Origin of the sequence: Streptomyces sp. NPDC001508, from assembly GCF_040298665.1 — a bacterium.
GTDB lineage: Bacteria > Actinomycetota > Actinomycetes > Streptomycetales > Streptomycetaceae > Streptomyces.
Genome location: NZ_JBEPAP010000039.1, coordinates 34,567 through 59,783 on the forward strand (window position 1 = coordinate 34,567; position 25,217 = coordinate 59,783).

The 25,217-nt window shown below is 69.1% G+C and carries 24 protein-coding genes and 1 tRNA gene; 14 read left to right on the plus strand and 11 right to left on the minus strand.

Annotated elements, in window-relative coordinates; all coding sequences use genetic code 11:
* Positions 1-89 precede the first annotated feature (89 nt).
* A complete protein-coding gene (locus ABT245_RS29165) occupies positions 90-1,274 on the minus strand; it encodes a right-handed parallel beta-helix repeat-containing protein (protein ID WP_351738913.1) in 1,185 nt (394 codons plus the stop codon).
* Positions 1,275-1,634: 360 nt separating this feature from the next.
* Here ABT245_RS29165 and ABT245_RS29170 point away from each other — a divergent pair, with 360 nt between their 5' ends.
* A complete protein-coding gene (locus tag ABT245_RS29170; RefSeq protein WP_351738916.1) occupies positions 1,635-2,303 on the plus strand; it encodes a class I SAM-dependent methyltransferase in 669 nt (222 codons plus the stop codon).
* A gap of 46 nt (positions 2,304-2,349) precedes the next feature.
* Here ABT245_RS29170 and ABT245_RS29175 read toward each other — a convergent pair whose 3' ends face one another.
* Complete coding sequence (locus ABT245_RS29175; protein ID WP_351738919.1) at positions 2,350-2,952, minus strand: hypothetical protein; 603 nt, start codon at positions 2,950-2,952, stop codon at positions 2,350-2,352.
* Between the two features lie 251 nt (positions 2,953-3,203).
* Positions 3,204-3,755 carry a right-handed parallel beta-helix repeat-containing protein gene (locus tag ABT245_RS29180; protein WP_351738922.1) on the minus strand — a complete coding sequence of 184 codons (552 nt, stop codon included), beginning with the start codon at positions 3,753-3,755 and terminating at the stop codon, positions 3,204-3,206.
* On the opposite strand from ABT245_RS29180, the gene ABT245_RS29185 reads away from it, so the two are divergent.
* The gene (locus tag ABT245_RS29185; protein ID WP_351738925.1) at positions 3,745-4,068 is read left to right on the plus strand and encodes a DUF6650 family protein; all 324 of its coding nucleotides are present in this window, start codon (positions 3,745-3,747) and stop codon (positions 4,066-4,068) included. The two genes, ABT245_RS29180 and ABT245_RS29185, sit on opposite strands and share 11 nt — an antisense overlap.
* A 46-nt stretch (positions 4,069-4,114) precedes the next feature.
* Here ABT245_RS29185 and ABT245_RS29190 read toward each other — a convergent pair whose 3' ends face one another.
* Complete coding sequence (locus ABT245_RS29190; protein ID WP_351738928.1) at positions 4,115-4,981, minus strand: oxidoreductase; 867 nt, start codon at positions 4,979-4,981, stop codon at positions 4,115-4,117.
* Between the two features lie 62 nt (positions 4,982-5,043).
* Here ABT245_RS29190 and ABT245_RS29195 point away from each other — a divergent pair, with 62 nt between their 5' ends.
* The 4 genes from ABT245_RS29195 (at position 5,044) to ABT245_RS29210 (ending at position 9,137) form a co-directional block, all read left to right on the plus strand.
* The gene (locus tag ABT245_RS29195; protein ID WP_351738930.1) at positions 5,044-5,646 is read left to right on the plus strand and encodes a TetR/AcrR family transcriptional regulator; all 603 of its coding nucleotides are present in this window, start codon (positions 5,044-5,046) and stop codon (positions 5,644-5,646) included.
* Between the two features lie 237 nt (positions 5,647-5,883).
* Entirely contained in the window at positions 5,884-7,599 is a 1,716-nt protein-coding gene (locus tag ABT245_RS29200) for a SulP family inorganic anion transporter (protein ID WP_351739048.1), read from the plus strand.
* A gap of 617 nt (positions 7,600-8,216) precedes the next feature.
* Complete coding sequence (locus ABT245_RS29205) at positions 8,217-8,636, plus strand: ATP-binding protein (protein ID WP_351738932.1); 420 nt, start codon at positions 8,217-8,219, stop codon at positions 8,634-8,636.
* A gap of 156 nt (positions 8,637-8,792) precedes the next feature.
* Positions 8,793-9,137 (plus strand): ArsR/SmtB family transcription factor, encoded by a 345-nt coding sequence (locus ABT245_RS29210; RefSeq protein WP_351738934.1) that lies wholly within the window; start codon positions 8,793-8,795, stop codon positions 9,135-9,137.
* Between the two features lie 15 nt (positions 9,138-9,152).
* On the opposite strand, the gene ABT245_RS29215 is transcribed toward ABT245_RS29210, so the two are convergent.
* Positions 9,153-10,382: a nucleotide sugar dehydrogenase gene (locus tag ABT245_RS29215; protein ID WP_351738937.1), complete on the minus strand. Its 1,230-nt coding sequence runs from the start codon at positions 10,380-10,382 to the stop codon at positions 9,153-9,155.
* A gap of 258 nt (positions 10,383-10,640) precedes the next feature.
* Between ABT245_RS29215 and ABT245_RS29220 the strand changes: the two genes are divergently transcribed.
* Positions 10,641-11,054 (plus strand): SsgA family sporulation/cell division regulator, encoded by a 414-nt coding sequence (locus ABT245_RS29220; protein WP_351738940.1) that lies wholly within the window; start codon positions 10,641-10,643, stop codon positions 11,052-11,054.
* Between the two features lie 34 nt (positions 11,055-11,088).
* Here the strand turns inward: ABT245_RS29220 and ABT245_RS29225 are convergent, their stop codons facing one another.
* Together ABT245_RS29225 and ABT245_RS29230 are read right to left on the minus strand one after the other, a co-directional pair.
* Positions 11,089-12,606, minus strand: a complete 1,518-nt coding sequence (locus tag ABT245_RS29225; protein WP_351738943.1) for an LCP family protein — start codon at positions 12,604-12,606, stop codon at positions 11,089-11,091.
* Positions 12,607-12,913: 307 nt separating this feature from the next.
* Complete coding sequence (locus ABT245_RS29230; protein WP_351739050.1) at positions 12,914-13,330, minus strand: chaplin family protein; 417 nt, start codon at positions 13,328-13,330, stop codon at positions 12,914-12,916.
* A 474-nt stretch (positions 13,331-13,804) separates the two neighbouring features.
* Between ABT245_RS29230 and ABT245_RS29235 the strand changes: the two genes are divergently transcribed.
* The 4 genes from ABT245_RS29235 (at position 13,805) to ABT245_RS29250 (ending at position 17,379) form a co-directional block, all read left to right on the plus strand.
* A tRNA-Leu gene (locus ABT245_RS29235) sits at positions 13,805-13,886 on the plus strand.
* 756 nt (positions 13,887-14,642) lie between these two features.
* Complete coding sequence (locus ABT245_RS29240; RefSeq protein WP_351738946.1) at positions 14,643-14,810, plus strand: hypothetical protein; 168 nt, start codon at positions 14,643-14,645, stop codon at positions 14,808-14,810.
* Between the two features lie 410 nt (positions 14,811-15,220).
* Positions 15,221-15,403: a hypothetical protein gene (locus ABT245_RS29245; protein WP_351738949.1), complete on the plus strand. Its 183-nt coding sequence runs from the start codon at positions 15,221-15,223 to the stop codon at positions 15,401-15,403.
* Entirely contained in the window at positions 15,400-17,379 is a 1,980-nt protein-coding gene (locus ABT245_RS29250) for a hypothetical protein (RefSeq protein WP_351738952.1), read from the plus strand. The genes ABT245_RS29245 and ABT245_RS29250 overlap by 4 nt, the downstream gene beginning before the upstream one ends.
* Positions 17,380-17,511: 132 nt before the next feature.
* Here the strand turns inward: ABT245_RS29250 and ABT245_RS29255 are convergent, their stop codons facing one another.
* From ABT245_RS29255 to ABT245_RS29270, 4 genes are all read right to left on the minus strand, one after another.
* Complete coding sequence (locus ABT245_RS29255; RefSeq protein ID WP_351738955.1) at positions 17,512-18,330, minus strand: hypothetical protein; 819 nt, start codon at positions 18,328-18,330, stop codon at positions 17,512-17,514.
* A gap of 116 nt (positions 18,331-18,446) precedes the next feature.
* Positions 18,447-19,040, minus strand: a complete 594-nt coding sequence (locus ABT245_RS29260) for a TetR family transcriptional regulator (protein WP_351738958.1) — start codon at positions 19,038-19,040, stop codon at positions 18,447-18,449.
* A 528-nt stretch (positions 19,041-19,568) separates the two neighbouring features.
* Positions 19,569-20,795 carry a DUF11 domain-containing protein gene (locus ABT245_RS29265; RefSeq protein WP_351738960.1) on the minus strand — a complete coding sequence of 409 codons (1,227 nt, stop codon included), beginning with the start codon at positions 20,793-20,795 and terminating at the stop codon, positions 19,569-19,571.
* Between the two features lie 191 nt (positions 20,796-20,986).
* Positions 20,987-21,451 carry an ATP-binding protein gene (locus tag ABT245_RS29270; protein ID WP_351738963.1) on the minus strand — a complete coding sequence of 155 codons (465 nt, stop codon included), beginning with the start codon at positions 21,449-21,451 and terminating at the stop codon, positions 20,987-20,989.
* A gap of 210 nt (positions 21,452-21,661) precedes the next feature.
* Between ABT245_RS29270 and ABT245_RS29275 the strand changes: the two genes are divergently transcribed.
* From ABT245_RS29275 to ABT245_RS29285, 3 genes are all read left to right on the plus strand, one after another.
* The gene (locus ABT245_RS29275; RefSeq protein ID WP_351738966.1) at positions 21,662-21,859 is read left to right on the plus strand and encodes a hypothetical protein; all 198 of its coding nucleotides are present in this window, start codon (positions 21,662-21,664) and stop codon (positions 21,857-21,859) included.
* Positions 21,860-22,670: 811 nt separating this feature from the next.
* Positions 22,671-24,188: a DNA primase family protein gene (locus ABT245_RS29280; RefSeq protein ID WP_351738969.1), complete on the plus strand. Its 1,518-nt coding sequence runs from the start codon at positions 22,671-22,673 to the stop codon at positions 24,186-24,188.
* Complete coding sequence (locus tag ABT245_RS29285) at positions 24,185-24,586, plus strand: DUF6009 family protein (protein WP_351738972.1); 402 nt, start codon at positions 24,185-24,187, stop codon at positions 24,584-24,586. The genes ABT245_RS29280 and ABT245_RS29285 overlap by 4 nt, the downstream gene beginning before the upstream one ends.
* Positions 24,587-25,217: the final 631 nt, after the last annotated feature.

The following is a 25,217-nucleotide window of genomic DNA, read 5'->3' on the forward strand; positions in this document are numbered from 1 at the left end:
CGGGCTGTGGTCGCGGGACGGTGGCCGATGGAGTCGATGTCGGGCGCTGCGGCGGCCTCTTCCGGCGGGCGTGAGGACGGCCTCGCCCTTCAGGGATAGATGATGTTTCCGGTGAATTGGTTGAACGGGTTGGTGGCGTTGTTCTGGAACGCGGCGGCGTGCGTGTCGGCCACGACGGTGTTGTTCGAGAAGTTGATCACGCCGTTGCCGTAGAACCGTGCGCCGGCTGTGTTGCCCGTGATGTCGTTACCGGTGATGGTCACTTTGGCGCCGCCGTCGACGAGGAGTGCGGGCCCGCCGTGGCCTTCCATTTCGGAGCTTGAGATCGTCACGTAGTAGCCGCCGTGGACGTACACCGCCGCTGAGTTGTTGGAGCGGAAGTGGCTGGCTGACACGTTGACCCGGCTTTCGCTTCCGGTGATCGCGAGAGCGTGGTGGAAGGTGTAATGCGTCGAGTTGGTGAGGGTCACGAGCGTCTTGTCCGCGCTCAGCACTCCGACGTTGCAGAAGTCGGTGGTGAGGCCGTCGATGGTGCCCCAGGTGGCGCCTTTGTCTGTCCCTTGCAGGAGTACGCCGGTGTTCGCCCCGAAGACGAAGACGTTGTTCATGCGGAACGCGTCGAGGTGGCCCAGCTCGATGCCTACGCCGCTCTTCCAGAACGCTCCCTGGTAGACGGTGGGTGGCGTCCACACTTCCACGTTCGAGATCGTCGTGGCGTCCCAGCCGGTGTCGATCCGCATGCCCAGCCTGGCGGGTGCGGAGATGAACACATCCTGGATGACCGCGCGTCCGGTGTTGTCACCGACGGACTCGATCCCCGCCCAGGGGAAAGAGATCTTCACGTTGCTGACGCGGGTTCCGACACCGTCGAGGAGAACGGTCGTGGCGAACTGCGTCGGTGTGGCGGAGCTTTGGTCCTGGGGGTGATCGAAGTTCAGGCCGCTGATCGCGCCGCCGTCCTTGAGCCGGATCGCGCTGTGCGCGGGGTCGGCTTCCACGATGGTGGGGAGCGTCTGATAGTCGGAGGTGTAGCTGGCGTGGTTGTCCCCGGTCATCAGCTGCTTGTCCAGCGTGAGCGTATCGGTGATCCTGTACGTGCCCATAGGGACGTAGACAGGGATTTTTGTCGCCGCCGACTGGGCGATGGCCCGCTGGAAGGCCGCGGTGTCATCGGCGGTGCCATCACCGACAGCACCGAAATCCCGGACATTGACCACTTCCGGTGCGGGGGCGGCCACCCTCTTGCGTACCTTGAGGTGCTTGGGTGCGTCCATGGGAGCGGCGAACGGGGTGGGCGTAGGGGCTTCGGCCGCAACGGATTGCGCTGTGCTCCCCACCCCCGAAATGCCGCAAGCCAAAAGTATGAGAGCGCATATTCGGCCCATTCGTTGATTCACGCGTCGATTCATGCGTCTTCCCTCTTTCCGGAGCGGAGCAGATGTCTGGCATACAGGAAGACGGACTGTCCAAGCCTTTATGACGGCAGGTCAGCCAGTCGGAATCATCCGGCGCCCGGACGGAGGAAGCCGGTGCGGAGCCGGGCGCACCGGCTTGGCGGGCCACATGCTGGAGATGCCCCGCCCCGGTCGACGCGCGAGTCCGCCAACAGGCGTTGCGCGCACTATCGTTGGGTGATGCGCGCCCACCGTATCGACCGCCCAGCCGATCTTGACGTGGTCCGTGAGTCCTATGACCGCGTGGCCGACAACTACGCCCACATGGTGGTGACGACGGGGTTCGGTGACATCCGTACCCATCCATGGCTCAAGGCGTCGATCGACGCCTTCGCCGACACCGTGAGCGGGCTTGGGCCCGTCCTCGACGTCGGCTGCGGACCCGGAACGGTGACCGGCTACCTCGCCGAACGCGGACTCGATGTGTCCTGGGTCGATCTCTCCCCTCGCATGATCGAGAACGCGCGCCGTCTTTATCCGCAATGCCGCTTCAGCGTCGCCTCGGCCACCGACCTCGACCTCGGCGAAGCGTCCCTCGGCGGTGTGCTCGGGTGGTGGTCGCTGTTCAACCTCCCCCGTGACGTCCTTCCTCAGGTTCTCGCCCTGTTCGCGCGCGCTCTGAAGCCGGGTGGACACTTCATCGCCGCCACACACGTCGGCGACGAAGACGCGGTGCGCACCGAGGCCTACGGAGGTGTACCCGTGCGCTGGACGACACACAAATGGCGGCCGGAACCATTCGTCGGCCTGATCGAGCAGGCCGGACTGCGCCCGGTTGCCGAACTTCGGCTCCCCGCGGATGAGCAGACCGGGCCGGGTCTGGTGGTCATGGCCGAGCGGCCCGGCTGAGAACCGGGCGTCGGAAGCGGTACCGGGTCGGGGGCAACTCCGCGGCTCAGTCGGCGTCTTCGATCCGCATGCCGCTCCCGACGCCCAGGTCCTGGCGCATCCGGTGCTGCATCAGGGCCAGTTGGCGCCACGAGTCGTCGACTCCGGCCGCGAAAGCGCTCAGTTCCTCCTGATCGTACGGAGTGGTCGCGGATACGCGCTTGAGCAGTGCGTAGCCCGAGTTCAGCCGGTGGCCGGCCGCTGTGGCCGCCGCCAGCACCTCGTCGGGTACCACCATCTCGGCCTGCGCATAGCTGTCCCGCTGGGCCGCGCGGCCGGCTTCGAGCTGCTCCAGGCAAAGGCCGACTCCCGTGTCGTTCCGCAGCGCGTGCAGGAGGTTGACCTGAACGGTCATGTACTGCCGTGAGGCGGTGTTCAGCGAGGTGTAGCAGGAGCGGAGCAGTTCGACCAGCGCCTGCGCCTTCTGCTCGGCGCGCTCCGCCTGCCGAAGCTCCTCCGCGTGCCGAAGCTCCTCTCGCCTCTGCGCATGGGCCGCTTCCAGCTCCATCCGCTTCGTCCGGTCGGCCCGGCTCTGCGTCAGAAGGGCCGCACCGAGCGTCCCCCCGACCCCCACAAGGGCCACCACCAGCGCGGACCATCCCTCGCCCATGCGCACACACCCTCCTCGCGCAGCCAAGTCCCATGAGCCCTGCCCCGGGATCGATGATGCGCCCAAGGCCGGGGAAGCGCATGGTCGACGCGGATTGCTTCACAGGCTGAGCGACAACAGGGGAGCCTACGACCGGAGTTCGCCGGCCTCGGCAACCGCCTCGTCGGCGAGGTCCGCGGCCGGGAAGGCGTCCAGGGTCTGTTCCGCGACCGACGTCCGGTGCGGTGGTGCTCCGTGGGACGGTGGCCGGGTCAGGGGTTCTTGCGTACGACGGCGCGTGGAGTGCACGGGGGCTTCGTGCGGTCGTCGGCTCCGTCCAGGACGGTGGGGATGGTCGCGCCCTTGTAGCTTTTGGAGGTCTTGGCCGTGGTGTAGAAGACATTGCCGTGCGAGCACTTGGTGTTGCGCGCGAGCCGCCATGCCGAGAAGACCGCCTTGGTGCCGGTCCTGCTGTAGCTGCCACCGCGTACCTTGTTGTCGTTGCTGTAGTCGGCCGCCCGGATCGCGTCCCCGGAGATCTCGGAGAACGTGCCGCCGCTGACGGTGTTGTTGTTGCTCTGCTCGGCGAAGTACACCCCGTGCATGCAGCCGGGACAGCCGCTGTTCACAAGGTTGCTGAAGGTGTTGTTCCTGATCGTCGTGTTGCGGGCGTAGTTGAGGTGGACCGCCGCGAAACCGGAGTTGGCGCCGCCGATGTTCGTGAACTTCATCGCGTTGATGGTGGCGCCGATGACCCTGCGGCTGTCGGCCGTACCGGTGCCGCGGAGCATGATCCCGCCGGTGGTGTAGCGCTTGAGCCTCAACCCGGTGAAGGTGAGTTTCGTCCTCGTCGGTTCGACGACGAGCCAGTACTTCTGTTTCGCATCCGAGGAACTGAGGGACGGTCTGCGCGAAATCCAGGCAGCGGTGCGGCAGTTCCTCACCAGCACTGGACGCCCACGCTCGCGGCGGGACTTCGACGCGTTCCACGAAGCACTGCGCCTGCTGCGTACACGCGTGGGAACAGCGGCGGGCACGATCGCGGAGACCTTCGACATCCCCGTGAACGGAGACCTCGCTCTCATCGTTCGAGCAGGCCACGGGGACCACCACGGGAACAACCATGGGAACAGTTGAGGGTCCGCCGGCCGGATCGGCACACCGCGGGCGCCCTCGTGCGATGTCAGAGGCTGAAGCAGACGCCGGTGAGTTTCTCCGAGGCGTCCCAGAGCCGCCGGGCCAGCTCCGAGTCCTGCGCGGTCTTGGAACGGCCGATCAGTTCGGCACCGCCCCGCATGTGCATCCAGTGCTTCGGCCCGGTGAAGCTGTCACCGGGGACGTCGCCGGTCGCGGCGTACAGCACCGGCAGGGCGCCCTCGTCAGGGCCCTGTGCGAGCAGGCGGAGCATCAGCCTCGTGCCAGGGCCCGTCGACCGGTCGTAGAGGGGGGTCGCGACGAAGCCGGGGTGCGCCGCGACGGCGAGCACGCTCGACCCGGCGGCGCTGAGCCGACGCTGCAACTCGGCGGAGAACAGCACGTTCGCGAGCTTCGACGTCGCGTAGGCGCGGGACTGTTTGTAGGGGGTGTGCTCCCAGTTGAGATCGCCGAGATCGATCCGCCCCGTCCGTTCCGCCTGTGAGGCCAGCGACACCACCCGTCCGGTGATGTGCGGCAGAAGCAGATTCGTCAGGGCGAACGGGCCGAGGTGGTTGGTGCCGAACTGCAGCTCGAACCCGTCCGCGGTCCGGCCGAGTTCGGGGGCCGAGATCCCGGCGTTGTTGATCAGCAGATGGATCGGCCCTCGCCAGTCGGCGGCGAAGCGGCGGATCGACGCCAGGTCGGCCAGGTCCAGCCGCCGCACCTCGGTGTCACCGGGCGTCGCGGCGGCTCGCTCGCCCTTCACCGTGTCACGCACCGCGAAGACGACGTGTGCGCCGTATCCGGCCAGGGCCTGGGCGGTGGCGAGACCGATTCCGCTGTTCGCGCCGGTCACGATGGCTGTCTTGCCGGTCAGATCGGGAGTGGGGGAGACATCGTCATGGGCTTTCATGACAGCGAGAGTAGGCACTGCCTAGAAACTAGTCAATGCCTAGTTCTGGATAGGATGAGCGAGTGAACGACAGGCCCTTCCACCACGGGAACCTACGAGCCGTCCTGCTCGACCAGGCCGAGCGCACCCTGCGCGAGGGCGGCATCGAAGCGCTGTCACTGCGTGAGCTGGCGCGTCGGGCCGGCGTCAGCCATGGCGCACCACGCAGCCACTTCGTCGACCGGCAGGCACTCCTCGACGCGCTCGCGGAGCGCGGCTTCAATCGCCTGGCCGACGCACTGGAAGCGGTGATCGCTTCCGACGCCAAGGGCTACGAGCAGCGCTTCCGCGCCGTCGCGACCGCGTATGTGCGCTTCGCCGTCACCGACGCCGCACTCCTGGACCTGATGTTCACCGCGAAGAACGGCGACGCCCCTGAAGGGCTGCGCGTCGCCTCGGAACGACTCTTCGCGACCTTCGGCGACCTGATCCGCCGCGGCACCGAGGCCGGCGAGATCGCACCCCAGGACCCGTACCGACTCACGCTGCTGTTCGCCGCCACCATGCAGGGCATCGCCGTCCTCGTCGGCACCCGACGGATCTCCGCGCAGGGCGGCGACCGCCTCATCCATGACGCGATCTCTCTCCTCGTCCACGGACGACAGGACAGACGACAGAACGAGTGAAACGAGTGAGCGGCGCCGGCGTGCGGTACCTGCGGGCCCTGAGTTCCTTGCGAAAGCTGCTGCGGGCCCTGAGCTGATGAGCAATTGCTAAATTTAGCAATTGGTTAGATGCTGTGTTCGCTGCACCCGCAGATGGCCGTGGGCGCGGCCCTCCGTGTGCGCCCCGAAGTGGGGTTTCGTCAGGGAAGTCGAGGCGACGTGTCCGTTCCGCCGTACCAGGCCGAGGGCCGTCGCGCGATGACGAGGTGTCTCGGCCGTGCCCGGGGCCGGATCGCCCCGCTGCTGCCCGGCCGCGGCGATCTCGTGGACATGCGCCGCGATCCGCGGCGTGACATGGTCGCCGGGCTGACGGTGGCGATCGTGGCGTTGCCGCTCGCGCTGGGCTTCGGGGTCTCGTCCGGGCTGGGTGCCGAGGCGGGCCTGGCCACCGCCGTGGTCGCCGGTGCGGTGGCCGCGCTCTTCGGCGGCTCGAACCTCCAGGTGTCCGGGCCGACCGGGGCGATGACCGTCGTCCTGGTGCCGATCGTCGGCCAGTACGGGCCCACCGGCGTCCTGACCGTCGGCCTGATGGCGGGCGTGCTGCTCCTCGCGCTGGCCGTGCTGCGGGCCGGCACGTACATGCAGTACGTGCCCGCGCCGGTGGTGGAGGGCTTCACCCTGGGCATCGCGTGTGTGATCGGCCTGCAGCAGGTGCCGAACGCGCTGGGGGTGCCCAAACCCGAAGGCGACCGGGTCGTGGTCGTCACCTGGCGTGCGGTCGAGGAGTTCGCCCGGACACCGAACTGGACCGCCGTCGGCATCACCGTGTCGGTGGCCGCGGTCATGCTGGCCGGCGCGCGATGGCGGCCGACCGTGCCGTTCTCCATCGTCGCCGTGATCGCCGCGACGGTCGTCGCGCACACCGCGGGCCTGCACGCCGCCCAGCCGATCGGCGACCTGCCCTCCGGTCTGCCCGCGCCGTCCCTCGCCTTCCTCGACCTCGGCTCCCTGGGTTCCCTGCTCGCCCCGGCCGTGGCGGTCGCCGCGCTGGCCGCGCTGGAGTCACTGCTGTCCGCGTCGGTCGCCGACGGCATGACCGTGGGGCAGCGGCACGACGCGGACCGGGAACTGTTCGGGCAGGGCCTCGCCAACATCGCGGCCCCGCTCTTCGGCGGCGTACCGGCCACCGGCGCCATCGCCCGCACCGCCGTCAACGTCCGTACCGGCGCCGGCTCCCGGCTCGCCGCCCTCGCGCACGCCGCCGTCCTGGCCATGATCGTCTTCGCGGCGGCCCCGCTGGTCTCGAAGATCCCGCTGGCCGCGCTCGCGGGTGTGCTGCTGGCCACGGCGATCCGCATGGTCGAGGTCGGCTCGCTGAAGGCGATGGCCCGATCGACCCGCTCGGACGCGCTGATCCTGACGCTGACCGCCGCCGCGACGCTCGTCCTCGACCTGGTCTACGCGGTCATCATCGGCCTGGCTGTGGCGGGCGCCCTGGCGTTGCGCGCCGTGGCCAAGCAGGCCCGCCTCGACCAGGTGCCCCTCGACCGCGGCGACCACTCGGCCGAGGAACACGCCCTGCTGGCCGAGCACATCGTGGCGTACCGGATCGACGGGCCCCTGTTCTTCGCCGCCGCCCACCGCTTTCTGCTGGAACTGACGGACGTCGCCGACGTGCGGGTGGTCATCCTGCGGATGTCGCGCGTCTCGACGATGGACGCCACCGGCGCCCTCGTCCTCAAGGACGCGGCGCAGAAGCTGACACGGCGCGGCATCCTCGTCCTGGCCTCCGGTATACGGCCGGACCACCGCCGGGTCCTCGACTCCGTCGGCGCACTGGAACCCCTGCGCCACGAGGGCCGCGACCACGCCACCACCCCCGACGCGATCCGGGCCGCCCGGGACCATCTGGAGCGCACCGGAGTCCTGCCCGCCCGGCCGGCGGGCGCCTCGCACGAGGAACCAGCCCGGTGAGCACATGTGATGGGCACACGACGCGAGCAGCCCGTCGTCCGGCTCGCCCGGAGGGTGCGGGAGGCCGTACGCCCACCCGTCCGGGACGCCGCCGCCCACGGTCGGCGCACCCCGGCCTGCCGGGCGTACGGCCCGCACACCCCGTTCCTGCCCATCCGCCCACCGACGGTGACCGGCTTCCGCTCGCCGGCGGCGGCTGGCTCGCGTCTGCCGGTGGTGACCGGCTTCCGTCCGACGGTGGTGACCGGCTTCTGCCCCATGGCGGTGACCGGCTTCCGCTCGCCGGCGGTGACCGGCTTCTGCCCCACGGCGGTGACCGGCTCGCGTCTGCCGGTGGTGACCGGCTTCCGCCCGACGGCGGCGGCTGGCTCGCGTCTGCCGGTGGTGACCCGCTTCCGCTCGCCGGCGGTGGTCGGCTTCTGCCCGACGGCGGCGGCTGGCTCGCGTCTGCCGGTGGTGACCGGCTTCCGTCCGACGGTGGTGACCGGCTTCTGCCCCACGGCGGCGGCCGGCTCGCGTCTGCCGGCGGTGACCGGCTTCTGCCCCACGACGGTGACCCGCTTCCGCCCCCCGGCGGCGGCCGGCTCGTGTCCGACCTTCCCGGAGAAAAGACCCCCATGCAGCCGCACGACCTGCTCCACCGGCATGTGCTCACCCTGCCCGCCGAGCCGAACGCGGTCCGTCTCGCGCGCGAGACGGCCGAGCAGGCGTGGACGGAATGGGGCATCAGCCTGCGCCACCCCGCCATAGGCCCGGCCCTGCTCATCCTGAGCGAGCTGGTCACCAACAGCGTCCGGCACGCCGCCGCTGTGTCCCCGCAGGTCACGGTGGTCTACGCGGCCGGCCCCGGCCGCCTGGCCTTCGCCGTCCACGACCGCCACCCCTACCAGCCGGCCCTGTACACGTCGGTGACCGGCAGCGGCACCGGGGGACTGGCCACCGTCATGGAACTCACTCTCGGCCTGGACGGCACCGCGGATGTACGGACGGACGCCGACAGAGGAGGCAAGAGCATCTGGGTCACACTGCCCCTGTGAGCCGCCCCGCGATCCGGCGGCCCGGCGGACGCGGATTCGGGTACTGCCGTGCCGGCAGGCGAGGATGGGCCTCATGCTGTCGACGAGTGGGTGGATACGAGGGACCGACGTCCGGCCGGTGCGGCCGGGCTGCCGGTACGGGAAGGGGACAGCGCGGTGAGTACGCCGCTGTACCAGCTGAAAGCCGAGTTCTTCAAGACACTCGGTCATCCGGCGCGGATCCGCGTCCTTGAGCTCTTGAGCGAGCGTGAGCACGCGGTCGGCGAGATGCTGCCCGAGGTGGGGATCGAGCCCGCGCATCTGTCCCAGCAGCTCGCGGTGCTGCGCCGGGCGAACCTGGTCAAGACCCGCAAGGAGGGCTCGACCGTGTACTACTCGCTGACCAGCCCGCATGTCGCGGAGCTGCTGCGGGTGGCCCGGACCATCCTGTCCGGCGTGCTGGCCGGGCAGGCCGAACTCCTCGCCGGCCTGCGGGCCGCCCAGGGGGAGACGAAGCAGTAGCCCGGGGGTTTGCGCTCACAGCCGTTCGATGTGCGGAGCCTGCGGCATGACGCCTCGCGTGTCCAGCACGTACTCGCTCTCCGCGGTGACGGCCGCGAGGTCGAACCCGTCGTACGCGGTGAGCAGCACGGCGGCGTCGTAGGCCCGGTACGGCAGCGGGGGGCGGAGCGGGTGTTCACCCTCCGTGAGCTGCGGATCCACCACGTCGACGAGTGCGCCCCTGCGCTCCAGTTCGGCGACCACCTCGGCGGCGGACGACCGGTGGGAGCCGGCGCCGCCGATCCTGCGGGTGGCGAGCCCGAGCGCCAGCACACGGGCCTCTTTGAGGGGTTTGTCGTGCCGGGTGCCGAGGGCGTCCTGGATCCGGTCGACGACATAGGCGGGCTGCGCCCCGTTGATGTCCCGGGCCAGTTCGACCAGCCGGAACGCCTTCCTGTGCCCTGCCTTGTCCTGCTGGCTCAGGTGCATCGGATCGACCGGCAGGCCGTGGTCGTCCGCTCCGGGTCCCGGCCGGAACTTCGTGAAGCCGACCGGGTTCGAGCCAGCGAGGTCGAGGGTGTGCCAGGCGTCCAGGTCCAATGTGTGCGCCACTCGGCACAGCTCGTGGGCGAGGGCGGTGTTCACATACCGGAAGGTGTCCTCGAACACCTTGGCCAGCTCGGCCTCTTCGATGCTGTTCGCCGGCACCACGTTCTGTGTGATGCCGGTGTAGAACGCCGCCACCTGGTCACGGCACTTCTCGGTGAGCCCGGAGACGATCTTCGGAGTGTTGGCGAACGTCCAGCGCTCATCGCCCGGTTCGACGCGTGCCGGGCTGTACCCGAGATGGAAACTGATCCCGGCCCGCATCCACGAGAGTGCCTCCAGGATCGGGCGCACGATCTTGCGGGTGGTACCGGGATGCGCGGTGGACTCGAGGATGACCGTGGTGCCCTTGCGTACATGCCGCGCGAGGCTCTCCGCCGCCTCCCGTACGGCCCCGAGATCCGCTCCCCGCTCCGTCGGCGGTGTGGGCACGGCGATGACGGCGATGTCGAAGTCGGCCAGCGACTCCTCCTCGCGGGTCGCCTGGTACCGGCCGGACTTCAGGGCCGCCTCCAGCGTCTTGTCGGGGACGTCCTCGACGGGGGAGACGCCGCCGCGCAGCTGCTCAAGGCGCTGCTTGTCGCGCTCGAAACCGATCACGTGATGGCCTGCCTCGACGGCGGCCATGGCCAGGGGCAGACCGGCATGCCCCTGCCCCATGACAGCAATGTTCACTGGTTTCCCTTCCCGGGATACGTGCCGGTGGTCGCTCGTAATAGGAAGAGGCCGCGGCGGCGACTATATGACGATAGGTCGCCCGTACGGTGCAGTGATCTTGAGGATGGACATACGGCGGACAATACGAGTGATGCGCATCACGTTTGGTCTCTGCGGATTCCGCGTAATAAGGGACGCCTTCGCGGGTCTTAAGGAAACGTCGGCATACGTCGGCGTCGGTCTCAACGTGGAGAAGCACCCATGGACATCACCATCGAGCAGCCCGCCCGCGCCCGACTGATCACCTCGGAGAGCCAGGAGCTGCCCGTGTCGGCCACGCTGCGGTACACCTCGGGAGACCCGTTCGCCGTCCACATCGGTTTTCCGCCCGAAGTCTCGCTCAGCGGCACCGACGTCACCTGGACCTTCTCGCGTGAACTGCTGAAGGAAGGGCTGGCGGCGCCGGCCGGTCATGGTGATGTGCACATCTGGCCGTGCGGCCGGGCCCATACGGTCGTGGAGTTCCACGCGCCGGAGGGTCTGGCGCTGATCCAGTTCGACACATATGCCCTGCGCCGCTTCCTGCGGCGCACGTTCGCCGCCGTGGCCCTCGGGAAGGAGAACATCGACCTGGCCGTCGACCGCGGCCTGGCCTCCCTCGTGGGCGGAGCGTGAGCGGGACGGCCCGGGCAGGGGGGCCGTGCGGCGGTCAGCCGTACGACAGGTCGGAGCACGGATCGTCATCGGCGGACCGGATGTCACCGGTCACCGGGGCGGGCCCGGAGGCCGGGGCGTGCTCCGCGTAGGACCGGCCCAGGATCACGTTGATGCCCAGCGCGCCGATTGACTGGAGCCGGGCCCCGGGGAAGAGCCCGGCGACCGTCCGGGCCTGGGACTCCAGGCCCGTGCCGTACTGGATCACGGTGGTGGCGTGGTCCTGGCTGCGGGCGTTCGCGGTGCCGGTGACGGTGAAGCCGCGTTCGGTGAGTCTCGCGGCGGCGGTCGCGGCCAGGCCGGAGGCGTCGGTGCCGTTGTAGACGGCGACGCTGATGCCCTCTGCTACGACGGTGTCAGCGGCGCTCGGCGAGCCGGGACTCGAACCCGTCGTCGCCGTCTCCCTACCGCCGTCGGCGGCCAGGCCCTCGATGGGACGGTCCGCCTTGAGCGCGGCCCACAGCCGGTCGGCGGCCGGCTGGACGATCGCGACGCGCGCCCCCTGGTAACGCCAGGGAACCGTGACGAACTTGGTGTCGTGCAGGTCGATGTCCTTCAGCGACATCAGGAACGAGATCAGCTTGTGCGCGGTACCGAGGCCCGGATCGACGGTCATCGACCTGGTGACGGCGTCCGCCAGCGGCAGCAGCCTGGCCGGGGTGAGCCCGTCGCTCTTGACCTTCTTGACGAGACCGGCGACGAACGCCTGCTGACGTTTGATCCGCCCCATGTCGGAGCCGTCGCCGATGCCGTGCCGGATGCGGACGTAGTCCAGGGCCCGCTGCCCGGAGACGGTCTGCTCGCCCTTCTTGAACAGCAACTCGCCCTGGGTGGCGAGGTTGGGGTCGAGGTCCTTCTCGTAGACGTCGTTCGGCAGACACACCCGCACCCCGCCGACCACGTCCGTCACCGCCGCGAAGCCCTTGAAATCGACGACCACGGTGTGGTCCACGCGTAGTCCGGTCAGCTTCTCCACGGTGTTCTGGGTGCAGGCCGGGTTGCCCTTCTTGGTCTGCCCGACCGAGAAGGCCGCGTTGAACATGGCGTTCGTCTGCGTCTTCGTCCACTCGCCGCCGGGCAGCCGGCACGGGGGAATGGTGACCAGTGTGTCCCGCGGGATCGACACGGCGACCGCGTGCCTGCGATCGGCGGGAATGTGCACGAGCAGCACGGTGTCGGAGCGGCCCGTGTCGTCCGTGTGGCCGCCGCCCAGCGCGCTGTTGCCCTCATTGCGCGCGTCGGAGCCGATGACCAGAACGTTCTCACCCTTGGAGGAAGCGGCGTCGGGGCGGTCCTCGGACAGTCCGTTCCCGTCGAAGGTCCTGATGTTCCCGTTCAGCCTCAGCTGGATCCAGCCCACGCAGACGGTGCCGAGCACCATCAAGGTCAGCGCGATGAACAGCGCTGACCGCAGCCGGCTTCCCCTGCGCCGCCGTGCCGCTCCTCTGTCGCGGCGGTGCGGATCGGCCGGGCGCCGGTCGTGGGAGGGCGCGGCCCGGTCAGTGGTGGTCATCCGAGCGTCCTCATTCGTCCGACTGGTACGGGGGGACGGCCGGCACCCCCGGGACCCCTGTCGGACGGCGGTGGCATGCGCGGGGCAGATGCCGGGTCCGGGCGTGCCGCACCGCACACGACCGGGGCGAGGGCCGATACCCCCGCCCCGGCGGAACTTCGTGTCTCACCGCGCCCATGAGCCCGCATGTCGCACAACACGGGAACCCGTGCTCCGGCGGCGACGGCGGGAAGGCGCGGTCAGGCATGCGTCAGACGCCTGCCGCGAGCGGCGGCAGGACGTCAGGACGCGCTGGTGCGCGGTCGTTCTAGAACAGGAAGAGGTCGTCCGGGGCCGGGGCCGCCCCGGTGCCCGGCAGAGCGTCGGCCACGCCACCGGCGACATCGCCGAGCGCACCGCCGTCGGCCACGCCACCGGCGACACCGCCGAGCGCACCGCCGTCGGCACCGCCACCGGCGACACCGCCGACCGGGACGGTCTCCTGCGGCTGGGCCGCGTGCTTGCACCCGTTGTCACTGCCGGACGACAGCGGCTCCAGGCCGAGGATGCTGATGGTGTTCCCGCACACCGTGACCGGAATGTTCAGCGGCAGCTGGAGCAGGCTGCCCGACAGGGTCGAGCCGGTGCCCGAGTCTTCGGGGGCGGCGGGCGCTGCGGCAGCGCCCAGAGCACTGGCCAGGACCAGCGAGGCGGAGGATGCCCCAAGGACGGCAGCCGTCATCATCTTGCGCACGGATTGTCTCCAGATCTGGTTGGACGCTTCCTGGGCAGGCTGCGTGTCTGTACTCGCTCAAGAAGCCATGCAGAGCACCCGGGCCGTGGCACGGCCTTCGGCAGCCTGTAGTGAAAGAGGCCCTGTGAGAAGGGTTATGACGCGGGACGGCAACGCAGGTTGACGTCTTTTCGATCCGCACTGCCGTACCGGCCGTATTGCCGCGCGCTCACCACTCGTTCGGTGTATGTGCGGTTTCCTGAGTACGCCGTCGGCGTTGTCTCGGAGAGAACGCCGGGATCCCCTGCCATGGCGCGGCAGGGGACCCCGCAGCGTTAAAGTTCCGCACCTGGTCCGCGCGTACCGGCAATTGGCTCCCGCAGAGCGGAGCCGAACCGCTGTTTTGCCTACGATCGGGTAAATGCGGTGACGGCTCGGCCGCGTGTCGCAGGGCCTCCGGAGAAAGGGTATTCTGGGCGCCCGTTGGGGAGTGTGGCGGAACTGGAAGACGCGCCGGATTCAAGTCCCGGTGTCCTGTGGCGTGAGGGTTCGAATCCCTCCACTCCTACTCACGATGATTCTCCCGAGCCGTGGGCGCATACGCCCGCCGGCTCGGGGCTACGCCGCTGCGCCGCTGGTGACCGTGGGGTCCTCTTGGCTCCCGCCGTCGACTCGGCGATCTGAAAAGGGAATGCGCGGCGACACTTTCGTTCCACAGTGATATGTCACATGCGGCATACGAAGGTGGAGTCCCAGGCAACAGCCGGAATATTGTATTCCGTTCAGTATGACGGCGCGCGGCGCCGGCGCATACGCCCCTGGGCGAGAGCGTCCGAATGCCGCGCATGGGCACATACTCACTGCCGTTTCGTCACATACTCCCCGCCGGTTCGGGGAACGCTCCCGGCGACCGCACGCCCAGGTCAAAAGATTCGAGGTTCAAGATCGGATACCGCAGGCGAATATCGCAGTACGTTTGTCTGATTTTGACGGAAAGAGATCGGCGATGTGTTGACGAGTAAATCACCCTGGAGGGTGTATTACCCGATACGGTGAACTTGGTTGCGAAACCCCGTGGGCGGGACCCGTCGTTGCCACGTGCGGGGTAAGTTGATGGCTGCTCAATTTTCCACACCGACTTGAGGGGGAAGCCTTGGGGAGCCCATCGCACCGGGGTCCTGACCGACGCCCAGGCCTCACATCAGGGGAAATCGCCCGGATGTCAGGTACGGTCACCCGCCCCACGGTTGCTTCGGTGGCGACGACCGCCGGAGTGCCGGGGCACGGAGTCCGCAGAGGGATCTCCGAGGAGAACGGCAGGCGCATGGCGGCCGCGATGTCTGTCGGACTCCTGACCGAACGCTCCGCGCGCTGCATCGCCGAGGACCCGCAAGCGGTCATCAGGGCGGCACAGGAGCTTCAGGCCCTGGTGTGGGAGATCATGCGCGCCAGATTCGATGAAGAAAGCACTGACACAACGGCAATTGCCTAGGTAGGAAGACACCGGCCCGACGCACCTCAGCCAAAGAAGCATCCGGGCCGGTGTCCACAGATAGTTCGCCCGGCGGGCCCATGTTCGCTCATCGGCCCCAAAGGTGACGAACCACTGCTAGGGGAAAGAGAATACCCATGTCTGCGGCAATTCGGGGGGGCGGACACCCAAGTCTCCTCAACCTCACGTTCACGGCATCTCGCCACCAGGGCACAGGAACTGGGCCCGCGATGACGGCCGTTACCGGCCGTCACGACTGGTGGTACACGGTTTCGACGGAGCGTCAGAAGTCCGGCGTCTGGAACCGGTCCGGAGGGCAGCTGGTGCAAGTCCTCGCCTGGTGCCCGGAAGTTCTCGCCAGGCTCGCCGCATTGGACGCCGAAGGCACGTGCCACCGGCACCATTATGTGGTGCGGGTAAACCGTCAGCTGGCCCTGCTCTGCGACCGCGACCTCCCGGACGGAAAGGGCTGGGAGCAGTTCACGGGCATCGACATCTGGGAGAGCCTCGCCCTCAAGGACGTCCTGGCCGACATCGTCCAGCAGCAGGCCCGACAGCTTCCCCAGGTCGTCTTCGGGGAGGAGGACCGGTGACCGTCGAGACCTTCGCCGCCGCCGTACCCGCGGCGGCGCACGACGCCTACGGGCGGGGCAGGCGAGAGCGGGTCGAGCAGGGCGGCCCGGACCACTTCCCCCCGGCCCGGGAAGAAGCGGGGGATCCCGAATCCGAGACACCTCCGGGCCGTCCGGTCATCGGATCCGCCGGCTGGTACTACGAGGCCCATGAGGACCACGGCACGGTCTGGAAGGCCAACCGCGGCAAGGACGGAGGCTGGGACGTCGTCCTGGACTGGGCGCCCTACGTCTCCGAACGCCTGGTGCTGATCGGCGAGGACGGCAAGTCCGCCGGCCGCTACTACACGATCACCATCGGAGCGGACACCCTCACCAAGAGCCTCTCGGACCTGCGCACCGCCGACGGCTGGAACGACTTCAGCGACGACAGCGGCGCCGCCTCCCGCGCCATCCGCGAGGTCCTCATCAACATCATCACCGACCAGGGCAAACGCCTGCCCCGTACCCCGGTGGTGGCGCACACCGGCTGGCACCGCCTGCCGACCGCGGGCCTGACCTACGTGTACGCGGACGGCCGCAGCTACCCCCCCAGCGGCTCCGTACGCGTCATCGGCGCCCCGGAACCCCTGCGGCAGGCCGCCGCCCCCCTGGAGCGCACCGCCACGGACGAGGAGTGCCGCCGAGCGGTCGACGACATCGCCGGCCACGGCTGGGCCTCGCTGATGGCCCTGGCGGTCGGCGCCCGTTCCCTCGCGTACTCGCTGCGCCCGGTCTCGGCGGCCTTCGTGCTCGACGCCGCACCCAACTCGGGCAAGACGTCAGCCGCCAACACCGCACGCAGTCTGCTTCTCACATCACGGCCCCATGCCTGGCCCCCGGTGCCGACCAAGGGCATGAGCAGCACCGCCACGGACATCGAGTGCGCACTCGACTTCGAAGGGGACATGCCGACCCTGCTCGATGACATTCCCCTCACCCGCTCCTCGTCCGCCGCTCAGATGCGCGACATGGAGAAGAAGCTGGAACTCGTGATCCGCGCGGCGGGGAACGCGACGGAGATCAAGGGGCGGCGCAACCGCGATCTGACGGCCAGGCCGGCCAACCGCATCCGTTCCATTCCCGTCATCGCCGCCCAGATGCTGCCCCCGAGCATGCAGGAATCCCTGTACCGGCGCTCGGTGGTCATCTATCTGTCGCGGGACGGCGGCGAGGTCGACTGGCGCTGGTACAAATCCGGCGGCGGTCAGAGCCTCACCGTCCCGCTGCGCACCCTCGGCGACCGGATCATCGCCCATCTCCACGCCCTGCCGGACGCCGACAGCCATCTCGCGGAGCTGGAGAAGCGGGCACTCGAACACCTCAGCCCGCATGTGGACGCGGTGCTGCCGGAGCCGGGCGACACGATGGACGGCGTCATCACCGCCGCGGCCGCCATGCTGTCCGGCCTCGGTCTGGTCGCCGCGGTCACGGACACGGACATGGCCGGCCTGGTCGATGTCGTGGCCGCTCCGCTCGCCGCCTCGCTCGCCCGGCAGGCCGCCCGCATGGACGCGCAGAGCACCGCCCAGGACGGAGTGGCCACCGCCGTGGGGGAGGTCCTGCGCAGGGCCTTCTCCCGTGGGCGGCTGCACATCCGGGACGAGAAAGGCGTCGTACGTCCCGCGGTGTCCGGTCAGGTGGAACAGGACCAGGGCCTGGTCCAGAAGCGGGACGGCAGCGGCTGGGAGGGCAAGGGGCCCGCCGCCTACTGGCTCCCCAGGCGAGGACCGGCCCTGGGCATCACCACCAAGAACCTCAACATGCTGCTCAAGGCCAGCGGCGACTCCCGGGTCAACTGCTATGTCGACCGTTCCCTGCCCGACGCCCTGCTCCAGGCCGACGCGATCCTGCGCAACAACAGCCAGAAAGACCGGATCGCCTCCCACCGGGTGCGTGTGGGCACGGAGAACCTGCGGCTCCTGCTGCTGAAACCGGACCTGATCTGGGACTTCTAGAAAGGCAGCGCAATATGCCCAACTGCCGCGGCGCCGGGGGCCGCGGCAGCAAGGCAGGGCGTGCACGGAGGACGAGGGATCTCCCGTCCGGCCCGCCGCGTCCTGGAGCCGGCCCGCCCCTACCACCTGCGGCTACATGTGCTGGTCGTGGTGGTCTCCCTGCTCGACGGCGAGGAGACGCGCCCGGAAGTGCCGTTGCACGCTGCGGTGGTCTCCCGGGGTCCGCAGCGTCAGATCCTGCGCGAGGCTCTGGGCCAGATCGTGGGGTCCGGTCAGGGGTGCGATGACTTCGGTGTACTCCAACAGGTCCCACAGGGCGCGCAGTTCACTGTGCCGGATGGGCAGGAAGAGAACCCGGTCGTCCCCGGAGGCCAGCGCCCTCAGGGCCCGGTCGCGGTATGCGGCGCCCTGTGCCTCGACAAAGCGGTGCTCGTAGTCGGCCTGGGCGAGCGGGGTGTGCCCGGCTCCGGGCGCGAACCTTCCGAAACCGGCCGCAAGCTCGTTGAGTTGGTCACAGGGGGTCCGATAGTGCGGACGCTCACCGCTTCCGGCCGCGTCCGGGTCGACACGCACGGCGGAGACGAAAGCGGCCACCCGGTCGGGAGAGGGCAGCAGACCCGCGTTGAGCCAGCGGGCGTGGTCGGAAGGGGAATCGGCGCCCGTCGGCCCGTTGATGGTGCGGTAACACCAGCCCGACGTACCGACCCAGTGCAGGAAGGATTCCGCCGGACCGTTGAGACTCAGCTGAAAGGCCTTGGTGAAGTGGATACTTCCCTCGATATCGTTGTCATCGATCATGCTCTCGTCGTCGGTGGCATAGGCATAAATGGACGCGACAGGCAGGCCGTCGGCGAGAAGCCGCTCCGCCACGGCGGCCATGTAGTGGCCGACGCCGGTCTCCGGCTTGCCCTTGAAGCTCTTCCCTCTCGCGTCCTTCGTGGTCTCTCTCATGCCTTTCCTCCCGGTGCGCATGCGTTGATCGATGGGGGTGTCCGACTCCAGAGGAGGGGCGGAAACCGGTGGGCCTGCCGGTGGGGGCTTCCCCGGTTCCGGCAACGGGCGACCCGTCAGAAGCGGTTCGATACAGGGGCCAGCCACAGGCCGACGATCGCGTCGATCAGCCCGGTGGTGGTGTCGTGCCAACTCGGGCAGGACGAGGGCGAGTTACCGGCCAAAGCGCCCTCCCGCTCCGCGCACATGTGCACGATCAGCTGGAGAGCCATGCCGGTGCGCTCGGTGCGCACCTCGGACGGCAGATCCGCGCGGCAGCGGCGCAGTCCTTCGAGGATGCGCCGCAGCGCGGGGGAGTGGCGTAACTCCTGGTCCGCGATGCCGCGCAGCGCGGGATCGATCATCACTTGGGCGCAGAACCGGGCGTACCAGCTGGGACTGCCCAGGGCGGTCAGATGCTCGGTGACCGGTCGCACAAGGCAGGCCACCCAGTCCCGTACGTCCCCGGAGTCGCCGGTCTCGGCCAGCATGCGCACGCGGATCCCCTCGATGTGCTCGTTGTGGGTGCGGACGATCGCGCGCACCAGGCCGGCCTTGGAGCCGAAGCGGTGGTCGGCGGCGCCCCACGCCGGTGGCTCGCCGCCCTGGCGGTGAGCGAACGCGGGCACCCTGCGCTCGGCGAACAGCCGCTCGGCCGTCGTCAGGATCATCTCCCGTGTCCCCGCGGCGTGTTCGACGCGTGCGGCTCGGCCCACCGCGGTTGTCTCCCCTCCGGACGACCTGATGTGAGCAGGTGCCCGAGTTCGCCGAACCGCGCAGCGCCGATACGTCAACGAGCGCGCGGAACCGCGGTTCGCTGATGTCGGAGTGCGGCTCGGCCACCTTCGGAGCCTCGCCCGGAAAACCCTCATGAACAGATCAACGCGCTACCGACACGGCAGTTACGAGTGAAATCTTCAGCTTCTCTTCGACCGGCAAACAGGTCATGGATATGTCATCACTATCGACAGGATGTCAATAGCGTGTGGTGTTCCCGGTGTTGCTTCTCGGGACCGGTAAAGCCACTGCTGCCTGCATAGATGTGCTCGGCAACAGTTGTTGGGAAATGAAGAGGGGGCGGTGGTCCGCCCATGCCCCGGCGGTCGGAGAGAAAGCTTCATTGCTTCGCTCCGACCGCCTCGGACACGGGTTCCTTCCGCCCCCGAAAAGGTTACCTGCGCATCACCGGCAGGTCGCTTTTACCGCTCTTCCCCGCCGGTGTTGCGCCGACGGCGCAGGATGACGGTGCCGAGGGCGCCCAGGCCCGCGGCGGTGGCCGTGCCCACGGCCGGGTCGATGAGCGGGACGTCGACCTCGGTGGTCGTCTTGGAGGTGTTGTTCTCCGGCTTGGGGTCGGGGTCGTTGCCGCGGACGGTGGCGACGTTGTCCAGCGTGACACCGCCGGGGACGGGCGCCGTGCCCTTGACCGTGATGGTGGCGCTCTTGCCCACGGCCAGGGCCCCGCCGGTGCAGGACAGTTGCGAGCCGTCGATGGTGCAGCCCGGGGTGGGGGTGCTGGGGTTCTGGAGCCCGGCCGGCAGGGTGTCGTTGACCGTCCAGCCCGAGGAATCCGCCGGACCGTTGTTCATCACCGTGATCGTGTATTCGACCGGATCACCCTGGTTGACCTTCAGCGGTCCGACCTTGACCACCTCAAGGTCCGCACGCGCCACGAAGCACGCCGCCGCGTCGACGGCGCTGGCCGCGGCCGCTTCCTGCGAGGACACGAGCGTGAACGTGGGGGCCGCGTTGCCCGGGTTCTGCACGGCGATGCGGTAGAGGGTCCCGCCGTTGTCGAAGAAGCCCAGGTCGTTGTTGCCGTAGGTGATGGCACCGCCGTAGCCCTGCTTGGCGGCCGGCACCATGCCGGAGAAGTTGTCGACCTTCCCCGTCGTGGGGTTGATGCGCTGGATGACACCGTCGATCGTCGCGCTCCAGAAGAAGCCGGAGGCGTACGTGATGTCACCGACGCCCCCGCCCAGCGGGGCGCTGAGCTTCGTCTCGGAGACGACCTTGCGCTGCTTCGTGTCGACCTTGTACAGCGGGGTCCCGTTGCCGGCGATGTAGAAGTCGCCCGCCTTGTCGAAACCGCCGATGTAGTAGTTCGCGGTGGACGGCAGGCCGGCGATCGGGCCGAGATCCTTCACCGCGCCGGTGTTGTTGATCTGCAGGAGGTGGTTGTTGTCGCGGCGCATCGCGAAGATGTACTGCGTGTCGGGGTCCACCCCGATGGCGTTGTAGCCGGGACCCGTTGGGCCGAGCGGCGAGAACGACACGGTGCCCGGCCCGACCGTACCCGTGTAGAGCTTGACCGAGCTGGTGGAGCCGGCCGACTGGAAGATCTGGCCGTCGCACTCGAAACCGTCCGAGGCCGGTGCCGCGAAGGCATGCGGTGCGCCCAGTAGCCCGAGCGAGCCTCCGGTCACCGCACTCGCCGTGAGCCCGATTGCAAGTAGCCGACGTGATAGACGCCTGTTCATCTGTCTTACTTGCCTTCCGTCTGCGGAGGGGACATGCATGTAAGACCCGGTTGCTGCCTCCGGCATGACGGACGGCTGATCCGAACAGGTGACGCCTGGTGAAGCCGAACGGCACACGCGGCCCGGCACTTCCGTTGTCACGCGGTCGCGAGGGCGCACCAGACCCAGCCGGCCGTGTCGACCCCCCATGCGTCGGCCAACGCGTCGACGAGCAGCAGGCCCCGTCCGTTTTCGTCGAGCAGGCCCGGATCGCGGGCCGTCAACGTGTTCACCGGGCCGCTGCGCACCTCGATCCTCACCTCACCCGGGAGGTAGGACAGGCGCACGCCGACCTGGCTGCCCGAACCGTGCTGGATCGCGTTGGTGACCAGCTCGCTCAGGAGCAGCCGTACGGAGTCGTCGAGCCGCTCCAGCCCCCAGTTCCGCAGCCGCCCGCCGCAGATCCGGCGGACCTCGCCCACCCGCACCAGGTCCCGGGCCGCGGGCTCTTCGGCCGCCCGGACCGCGGTCCGCGGAAAAACGAAGGCGATACGCGCACGGAATGCCCGGTCCCTTACGGACAGCGGAACCTGCTCGATCCGACCGGTCGCTGTGAGGGGCATTGTCTTCAGCCTCCAGCCTGGACGCTCGGCATCGGCCCCCGCCGATCGCTTACCGCCACCTCGCCGTCCATGCCGCGGACGGTCGTCCGGCGGTCGTCCGGCAATGACGCACGCAGCAGGTGAATGCCTGACATCTGGAGCTCCTACGAGCAGAACGGGGAAGGCAGCTCAATATACGCGGCCCTATGGGTGCGGGCATGCGCTTCCAGGATGCCGGGCAACCTGTCAGGTGACGGCATTTCAATTCTGGCGAACTGGTGTTCCGGGCGTCGGAAGAATGCCGAGAAAAAAGGAAACTCGGTATTCGCAAGGGCGAAGAACGATGAGTTCTCGACCTGCGGACATGCCCTGCGGCCTGCCCGTCGCGAGCATCCGAACAACCGTCCGCTCATCGCCACCGGAGGGTGATCTTCATCATCCATGTGACGCAGTCGTGCAACCGTTTCCGACCCCCGGTCGCTGCCTACGGGTGTGTGGCGAACGGAGCCCGACGACCGTACGGCGGGCTGCGGCCGTCGGTCTGAGCGGGCCGAACACGCAGGTCACCTGGGCGGCCGGGCATCCGGCAGTGACCGAAGCGACTGAAGATTCGGCAGAGGAACACATTCACGTGCGCGGGTGCTCGGCCTGCCTGTTGCCACGGTTGCCCGAGTCGGTGTCATGCCCGCGGGCATCCCATGTGAGCTGCGGTTTCCTTTTCTTTTTCAGGGGGTGCGACCCGAATGGCCGGGGGTCGATTCCGCTGTGTTCGGCGGCCGACCGTCCGCGCCGTGAATCATATGATCGGTGCGGCCGCTCCGTTCGTATCGGGATCCGCGCCGCCTCACCAAGGCTTCGCTAATCTGCGTCCGTCGTTGAGTCGCTTCAGTCACTGATAGAGGGACCGCATGCCTGCTGAGCTGCCTTTTCCCGATCGCAACTCGCGGCAGGCGCCCTCGCATGCCCCGGCCGCTCCCCGGCGGCCGCCGCTGAGCACCCCACGACGCGCCCGCCGAGGCCGGTCGGGTCGCCCCCTCGCCCCCACCGCCGGCAGCGGTTCCGGCCCGCACACCCTGCCGCAGGGCGCCTGCGAACCCGCCCTCCCGCGGTCCCGGCTGGGGCATGGACTCGAACACGCCGTGTCCGCACGCGCCGCCCGCAGACACACCCCGCACGCGGTAACCATCTGCCGGATGTTCGCCATCGCGGCGCAGCGCCCCCCGCATCCCGGGGGCCGCTCATGACGGTCCCCGGCAACGACAACGTCCTGTTCGACTTCGACCCCCAGACCGTTGCCGCCCAGATCCTCGCCCACCGGCCAACCTCCCTGGTGTCCCAGGCGGTCGGCGGGCAGGCGTCCCTCGCCGACCGGGCGAGTGAGCACGGCCTGCTGCCCGATACGCTCAGCGATCGCGGCATGGCCAAGCTGTTCGTCAAGCTGTACGCCGACGACTACCAGTACGTGCCCGGCCTGGGCTGGTACCGCTGGGGCGGCACCCGTTGGCAGGTCGACGAGGACGACACCGTGCTGTGGGCCGCGGGCGACCTCGCCGAGAGCATCGCCGTCGCCGATCCGCAGGGCCTGCACAGCGTCCAGGCCCTGCGCAAGCACCGCCGCCGTGCGCTGTCCACCGCCGGTATCAACGCCATGCTCGCGCAGGCCAGATCAGCGCCCGGGATGGTGTTGAACGCGGCGTTGCTGGACGCCGATCCGTACGCCCTGTGCACGCCCGACGGCATCGTCGATCTGCGCACCGGCGGAATGAAGCGACCCGATCCGACCAAGGACTTCCACTCCCGCTCCACGGCGGTCAGCCCCCGGCATGTGCCCACCCCGCGCTGGCAGCGCTTCCTGGCCGACACCTTCGGCGACGACGCCGAGGGCCTGGAGATGATCCGCTTCCTGCAACTTCTGCTCGGCTATTCCGTCACCGGCGATGTCGGCGGCCAGGTGATGCCCTTCCTGTTCGGAGCGGGCAAGAATGGCAAGTCGGTTCTGCTGGACGTGCTGATGAAATTGCTGGGGGATTATGCCGATGCGGCTCCGCCCGGGTTCTTGATGGCACGGCCCTACGAAGGCCACCCCACCGACCTGGCCGAGTTGCATGGTCGGCGGGTGATCGTGTGTTCGGAGGTCAAGCCGGGTGACAAGTTCGATGAGGCGCGGGTCAAGCTGTTGACGGGTGGGGATCGGATCAAGGCGCGTCGGATGCGGCAGGATTTCTTCAGTTTCGAGCCGACTCACAAGCTCTGGTTGCTGGGTAATCACCGGCCGGAGGTCGGTACGGGTGGTTTTGCGTTCTGGCGTCGTATGCGGTTGATCCCTTTCGAGCGTGTCGTTCCCGACCATCGCAAGATCGACAACCTGGCCGACATCCTTGTCACCGAGGAGGGTCCGGGCATCCTCGGCTGGCTCATCGACGGCGCCCGCCGCTACCTCGGCGGCGACAGGGACATCACCGGTCCCGAACGGGTGCGCATCGCCACCAACGCCTACGCCGAGACCGAGGACCACACCGGCCGCTTCTTCGACGAGTGCTGTGCCCGCGGCCCCGACCTGCGGGTCGAGCAGGCCGGTCTCTACGCGGCCTACCGAACGTGGTGCGAACAAGAAGGAGCCACGGCCATCTCCTCCCGGGTGTTCGCCCAACGGGCGCGCGAGCTGGCCGGACTGGCCTCACCCAAGGAGATGATCCTGTCCAACTCGCGCAAGTACTACCCGGGCATCGGCCTGCTCTCCGACGAGGAGAAGGTATGAGTTCCCTGATCAGTGAAGACGAGATCAGCCACGAGACGGAACTCGTCTGGCTTGAGGACGTCAGCGGCCTCGACTACGTGCGGCAGAGTCTGGACCGGCTCTCCACCCGTCGCGGCAGGCCGGCCTACCGCCGCGACGGCCGGATGGTGGGCTATGCCCAACTCGGGCCCAGAGCAAAGGCGTCACACTGCTCCGGGACCTTTCGGCGTCGCGTCTTCTGGCTGCTGCCGCACGACCGCGACAGCGTTCCCGACGGTCTTTACGCCAGTGGGGCCCCGGCCGAGGCCATCGATCCGCGCACCCTGGCCCCGGGCCACAAGGGACGCAAGACCGAGCGCTCCGAGGGCGGCCCGCCGTCCCCCGCGATGCGGGAGCTACGCATGGAGTTGTCCTGGTGACCCGGCCGGTCCGGGCCGGCTGTTCTTGACTCGGGCCCGGGGCGACCGGCCGGGTCCCGGGGAGCTGGCGGTGCCGCAGCCGGGGGTCGCGGGCCCGGGGGGCGACCGGGCTCGCCGGTCGATCGGACCGGCGCCCGCGCTGCTGCACCGGGAGGGCTCCGTGCCGATGCAGTCGCGACGCACCGCCGCGATGAGTCTGCCGGGACTCGCGCACCGCCGCGACGAGCCTGCCGGGTGCAGCAGCGCACGGGCGCGATGAGTCTGCCGGGGCCGCGCACGGGCGCGTGACGCGATGACGGGCCGGGCGTGGCGGGCCGGACGTGATGGATCGGATGTGACGGGCCGGATGTGACAGGCCGGATGTGACAGGCCGGATGTGACGGGTCGGGGTTCGGGGCGCTGCCCCGGACCCCGCTCGGTATCGGCGGCAGGCGCGGCAGCTCGACGGCCGAACCGTGAGCGATGCCACCGTCCGCTCGGGTCACGTCCGTTGGCCGCCACTCGCTAGCGGCTTCCCTCTCTCCGCGCGCCCGCACATGCCGACCGGCGGACGGGCGGGACGCGCCCGTCCGCCGGGGGAGCCCCGGGAGCGTCGCGGGGCCGGAAACTGCGCCGACGCGGAGTGTGCGGC

What these genes read in the sequence shown, in the direction of transcription:
- ABT245_RS29190 (WP_351738928.1), bottom strand. Translation starts at nt 4,981, where the DNA reads ATGAAAGCCCATGACGATGTCTCCCCCACTCCCGATCTGACCGGCAAG.
- ABT245_RS29270 (WP_351738963.1), bottom strand. Translation starts at nt 21,451, where the DNA reads ATGCCCCTCACAGCGACCGGTCGGATCGAGCAGGTTCCGCTGTCCGTA.
- ABT245_RS29175 (WP_351738919.1), bottom strand. Translation starts at nt 2,952, where the DNA reads ATGGGCGAGGGATGGTCCGCGCTGGTGGTGGCCCTTGTGGGGGTCGGG.
- ABT245_RS29240 (WP_351738946.1), top strand. Translation starts at nt 14,643, where the DNA reads ATGGCGGCCGCGATGTCTGTCGGACTCCTGACCGAACGCTCCGCGCGC.
- ABT245_RS29215 (WP_351738937.1), bottom strand. Translation starts at nt 10,382, where the DNA reads ATGGGGCAGGGGCATGCCGGTCTGCCCCTGGCCATGGCCGCCGTCGAG.
- ABT245_RS29285 (WP_351738972.1), top strand. Translation starts at nt 24,185, where the DNA reads ATGAGTTCCCTGATCAGTGAAGACGAGATCAGCCACGAGACGGAACTC.
- ABT245_RS29275 (WP_351738966.1), top strand. Translation starts at nt 21,662, where the DNA reads ATGCCGGGCAACCTGTCAGGTGACGGCATTTCAATTCTGGCGAACTGG.
- ABT245_RS29225 (WP_351738943.1), bottom strand. Translation starts at nt 12,606, where the DNA reads ATGACCACCACTGACCGGGCCGCGCCCTCCCACGACCGGCGCCCGGCC.
- ABT245_RS29260 (WP_351738958.1), bottom strand. Translation starts at nt 19,040, where the DNA reads ATGATCCTGACGACGGCCGAGCGGCTGTTCGCCGAGCGCAGGGTGCCC.
- ABT245_RS29205 (WP_351738932.1), top strand. Translation starts at nt 8,217, where the DNA reads ATGCAGCCGCACGACCTGCTCCACCGGCATGTGCTCACCCTGCCCGCC.
- ABT245_RS29165 (WP_351738913.1), bottom strand. Translation starts at nt 1,274, where the DNA reads ATGGACGCACCCAAGCACCTCAAGGTACGCAAGAGGGTGGCCGCCCCC.
- ABT245_RS29170 (WP_351738916.1), top strand. Translation starts at nt 1,635, where the DNA reads ATGCGCGCCCACCGTATCGACCGCCCAGCCGATCTTGACGTGGTCCGT.
- ABT245_RS29255 (WP_351738955.1), bottom strand. Translation starts at nt 18,330, where the DNA reads ATGAGAGAGACCACGAAGGACGCGAGAGGGAAGAGCTTCAAGGGCAAG.
- ABT245_RS29230 (WP_351739050.1), bottom strand. Translation starts at nt 13,330, where the DNA reads ATGATGACGGCTGCCGTCCTTGGGGCATCCTCCGCCTCGCTGGTCCTG.
- ABT245_RS29220 (WP_351738940.1), top strand. Translation starts at nt 10,641, where the DNA reads ATGGACATCACCATCGAGCAGCCCGCCCGCGCCCGACTGATCACCTCG.
- ABT245_RS29200 (WP_351739048.1), top strand. Translation starts at nt 5,884, where the DNA reads ATGACGAGGTGTCTCGGCCGTGCCCGGGGCCGGATCGCCCCGCTGCTG.
- ABT245_RS29280 (WP_351738969.1), top strand. Translation starts at nt 22,671, where the DNA reads ATGACGGTCCCCGGCAACGACAACGTCCTGTTCGACTTCGACCCCCAG.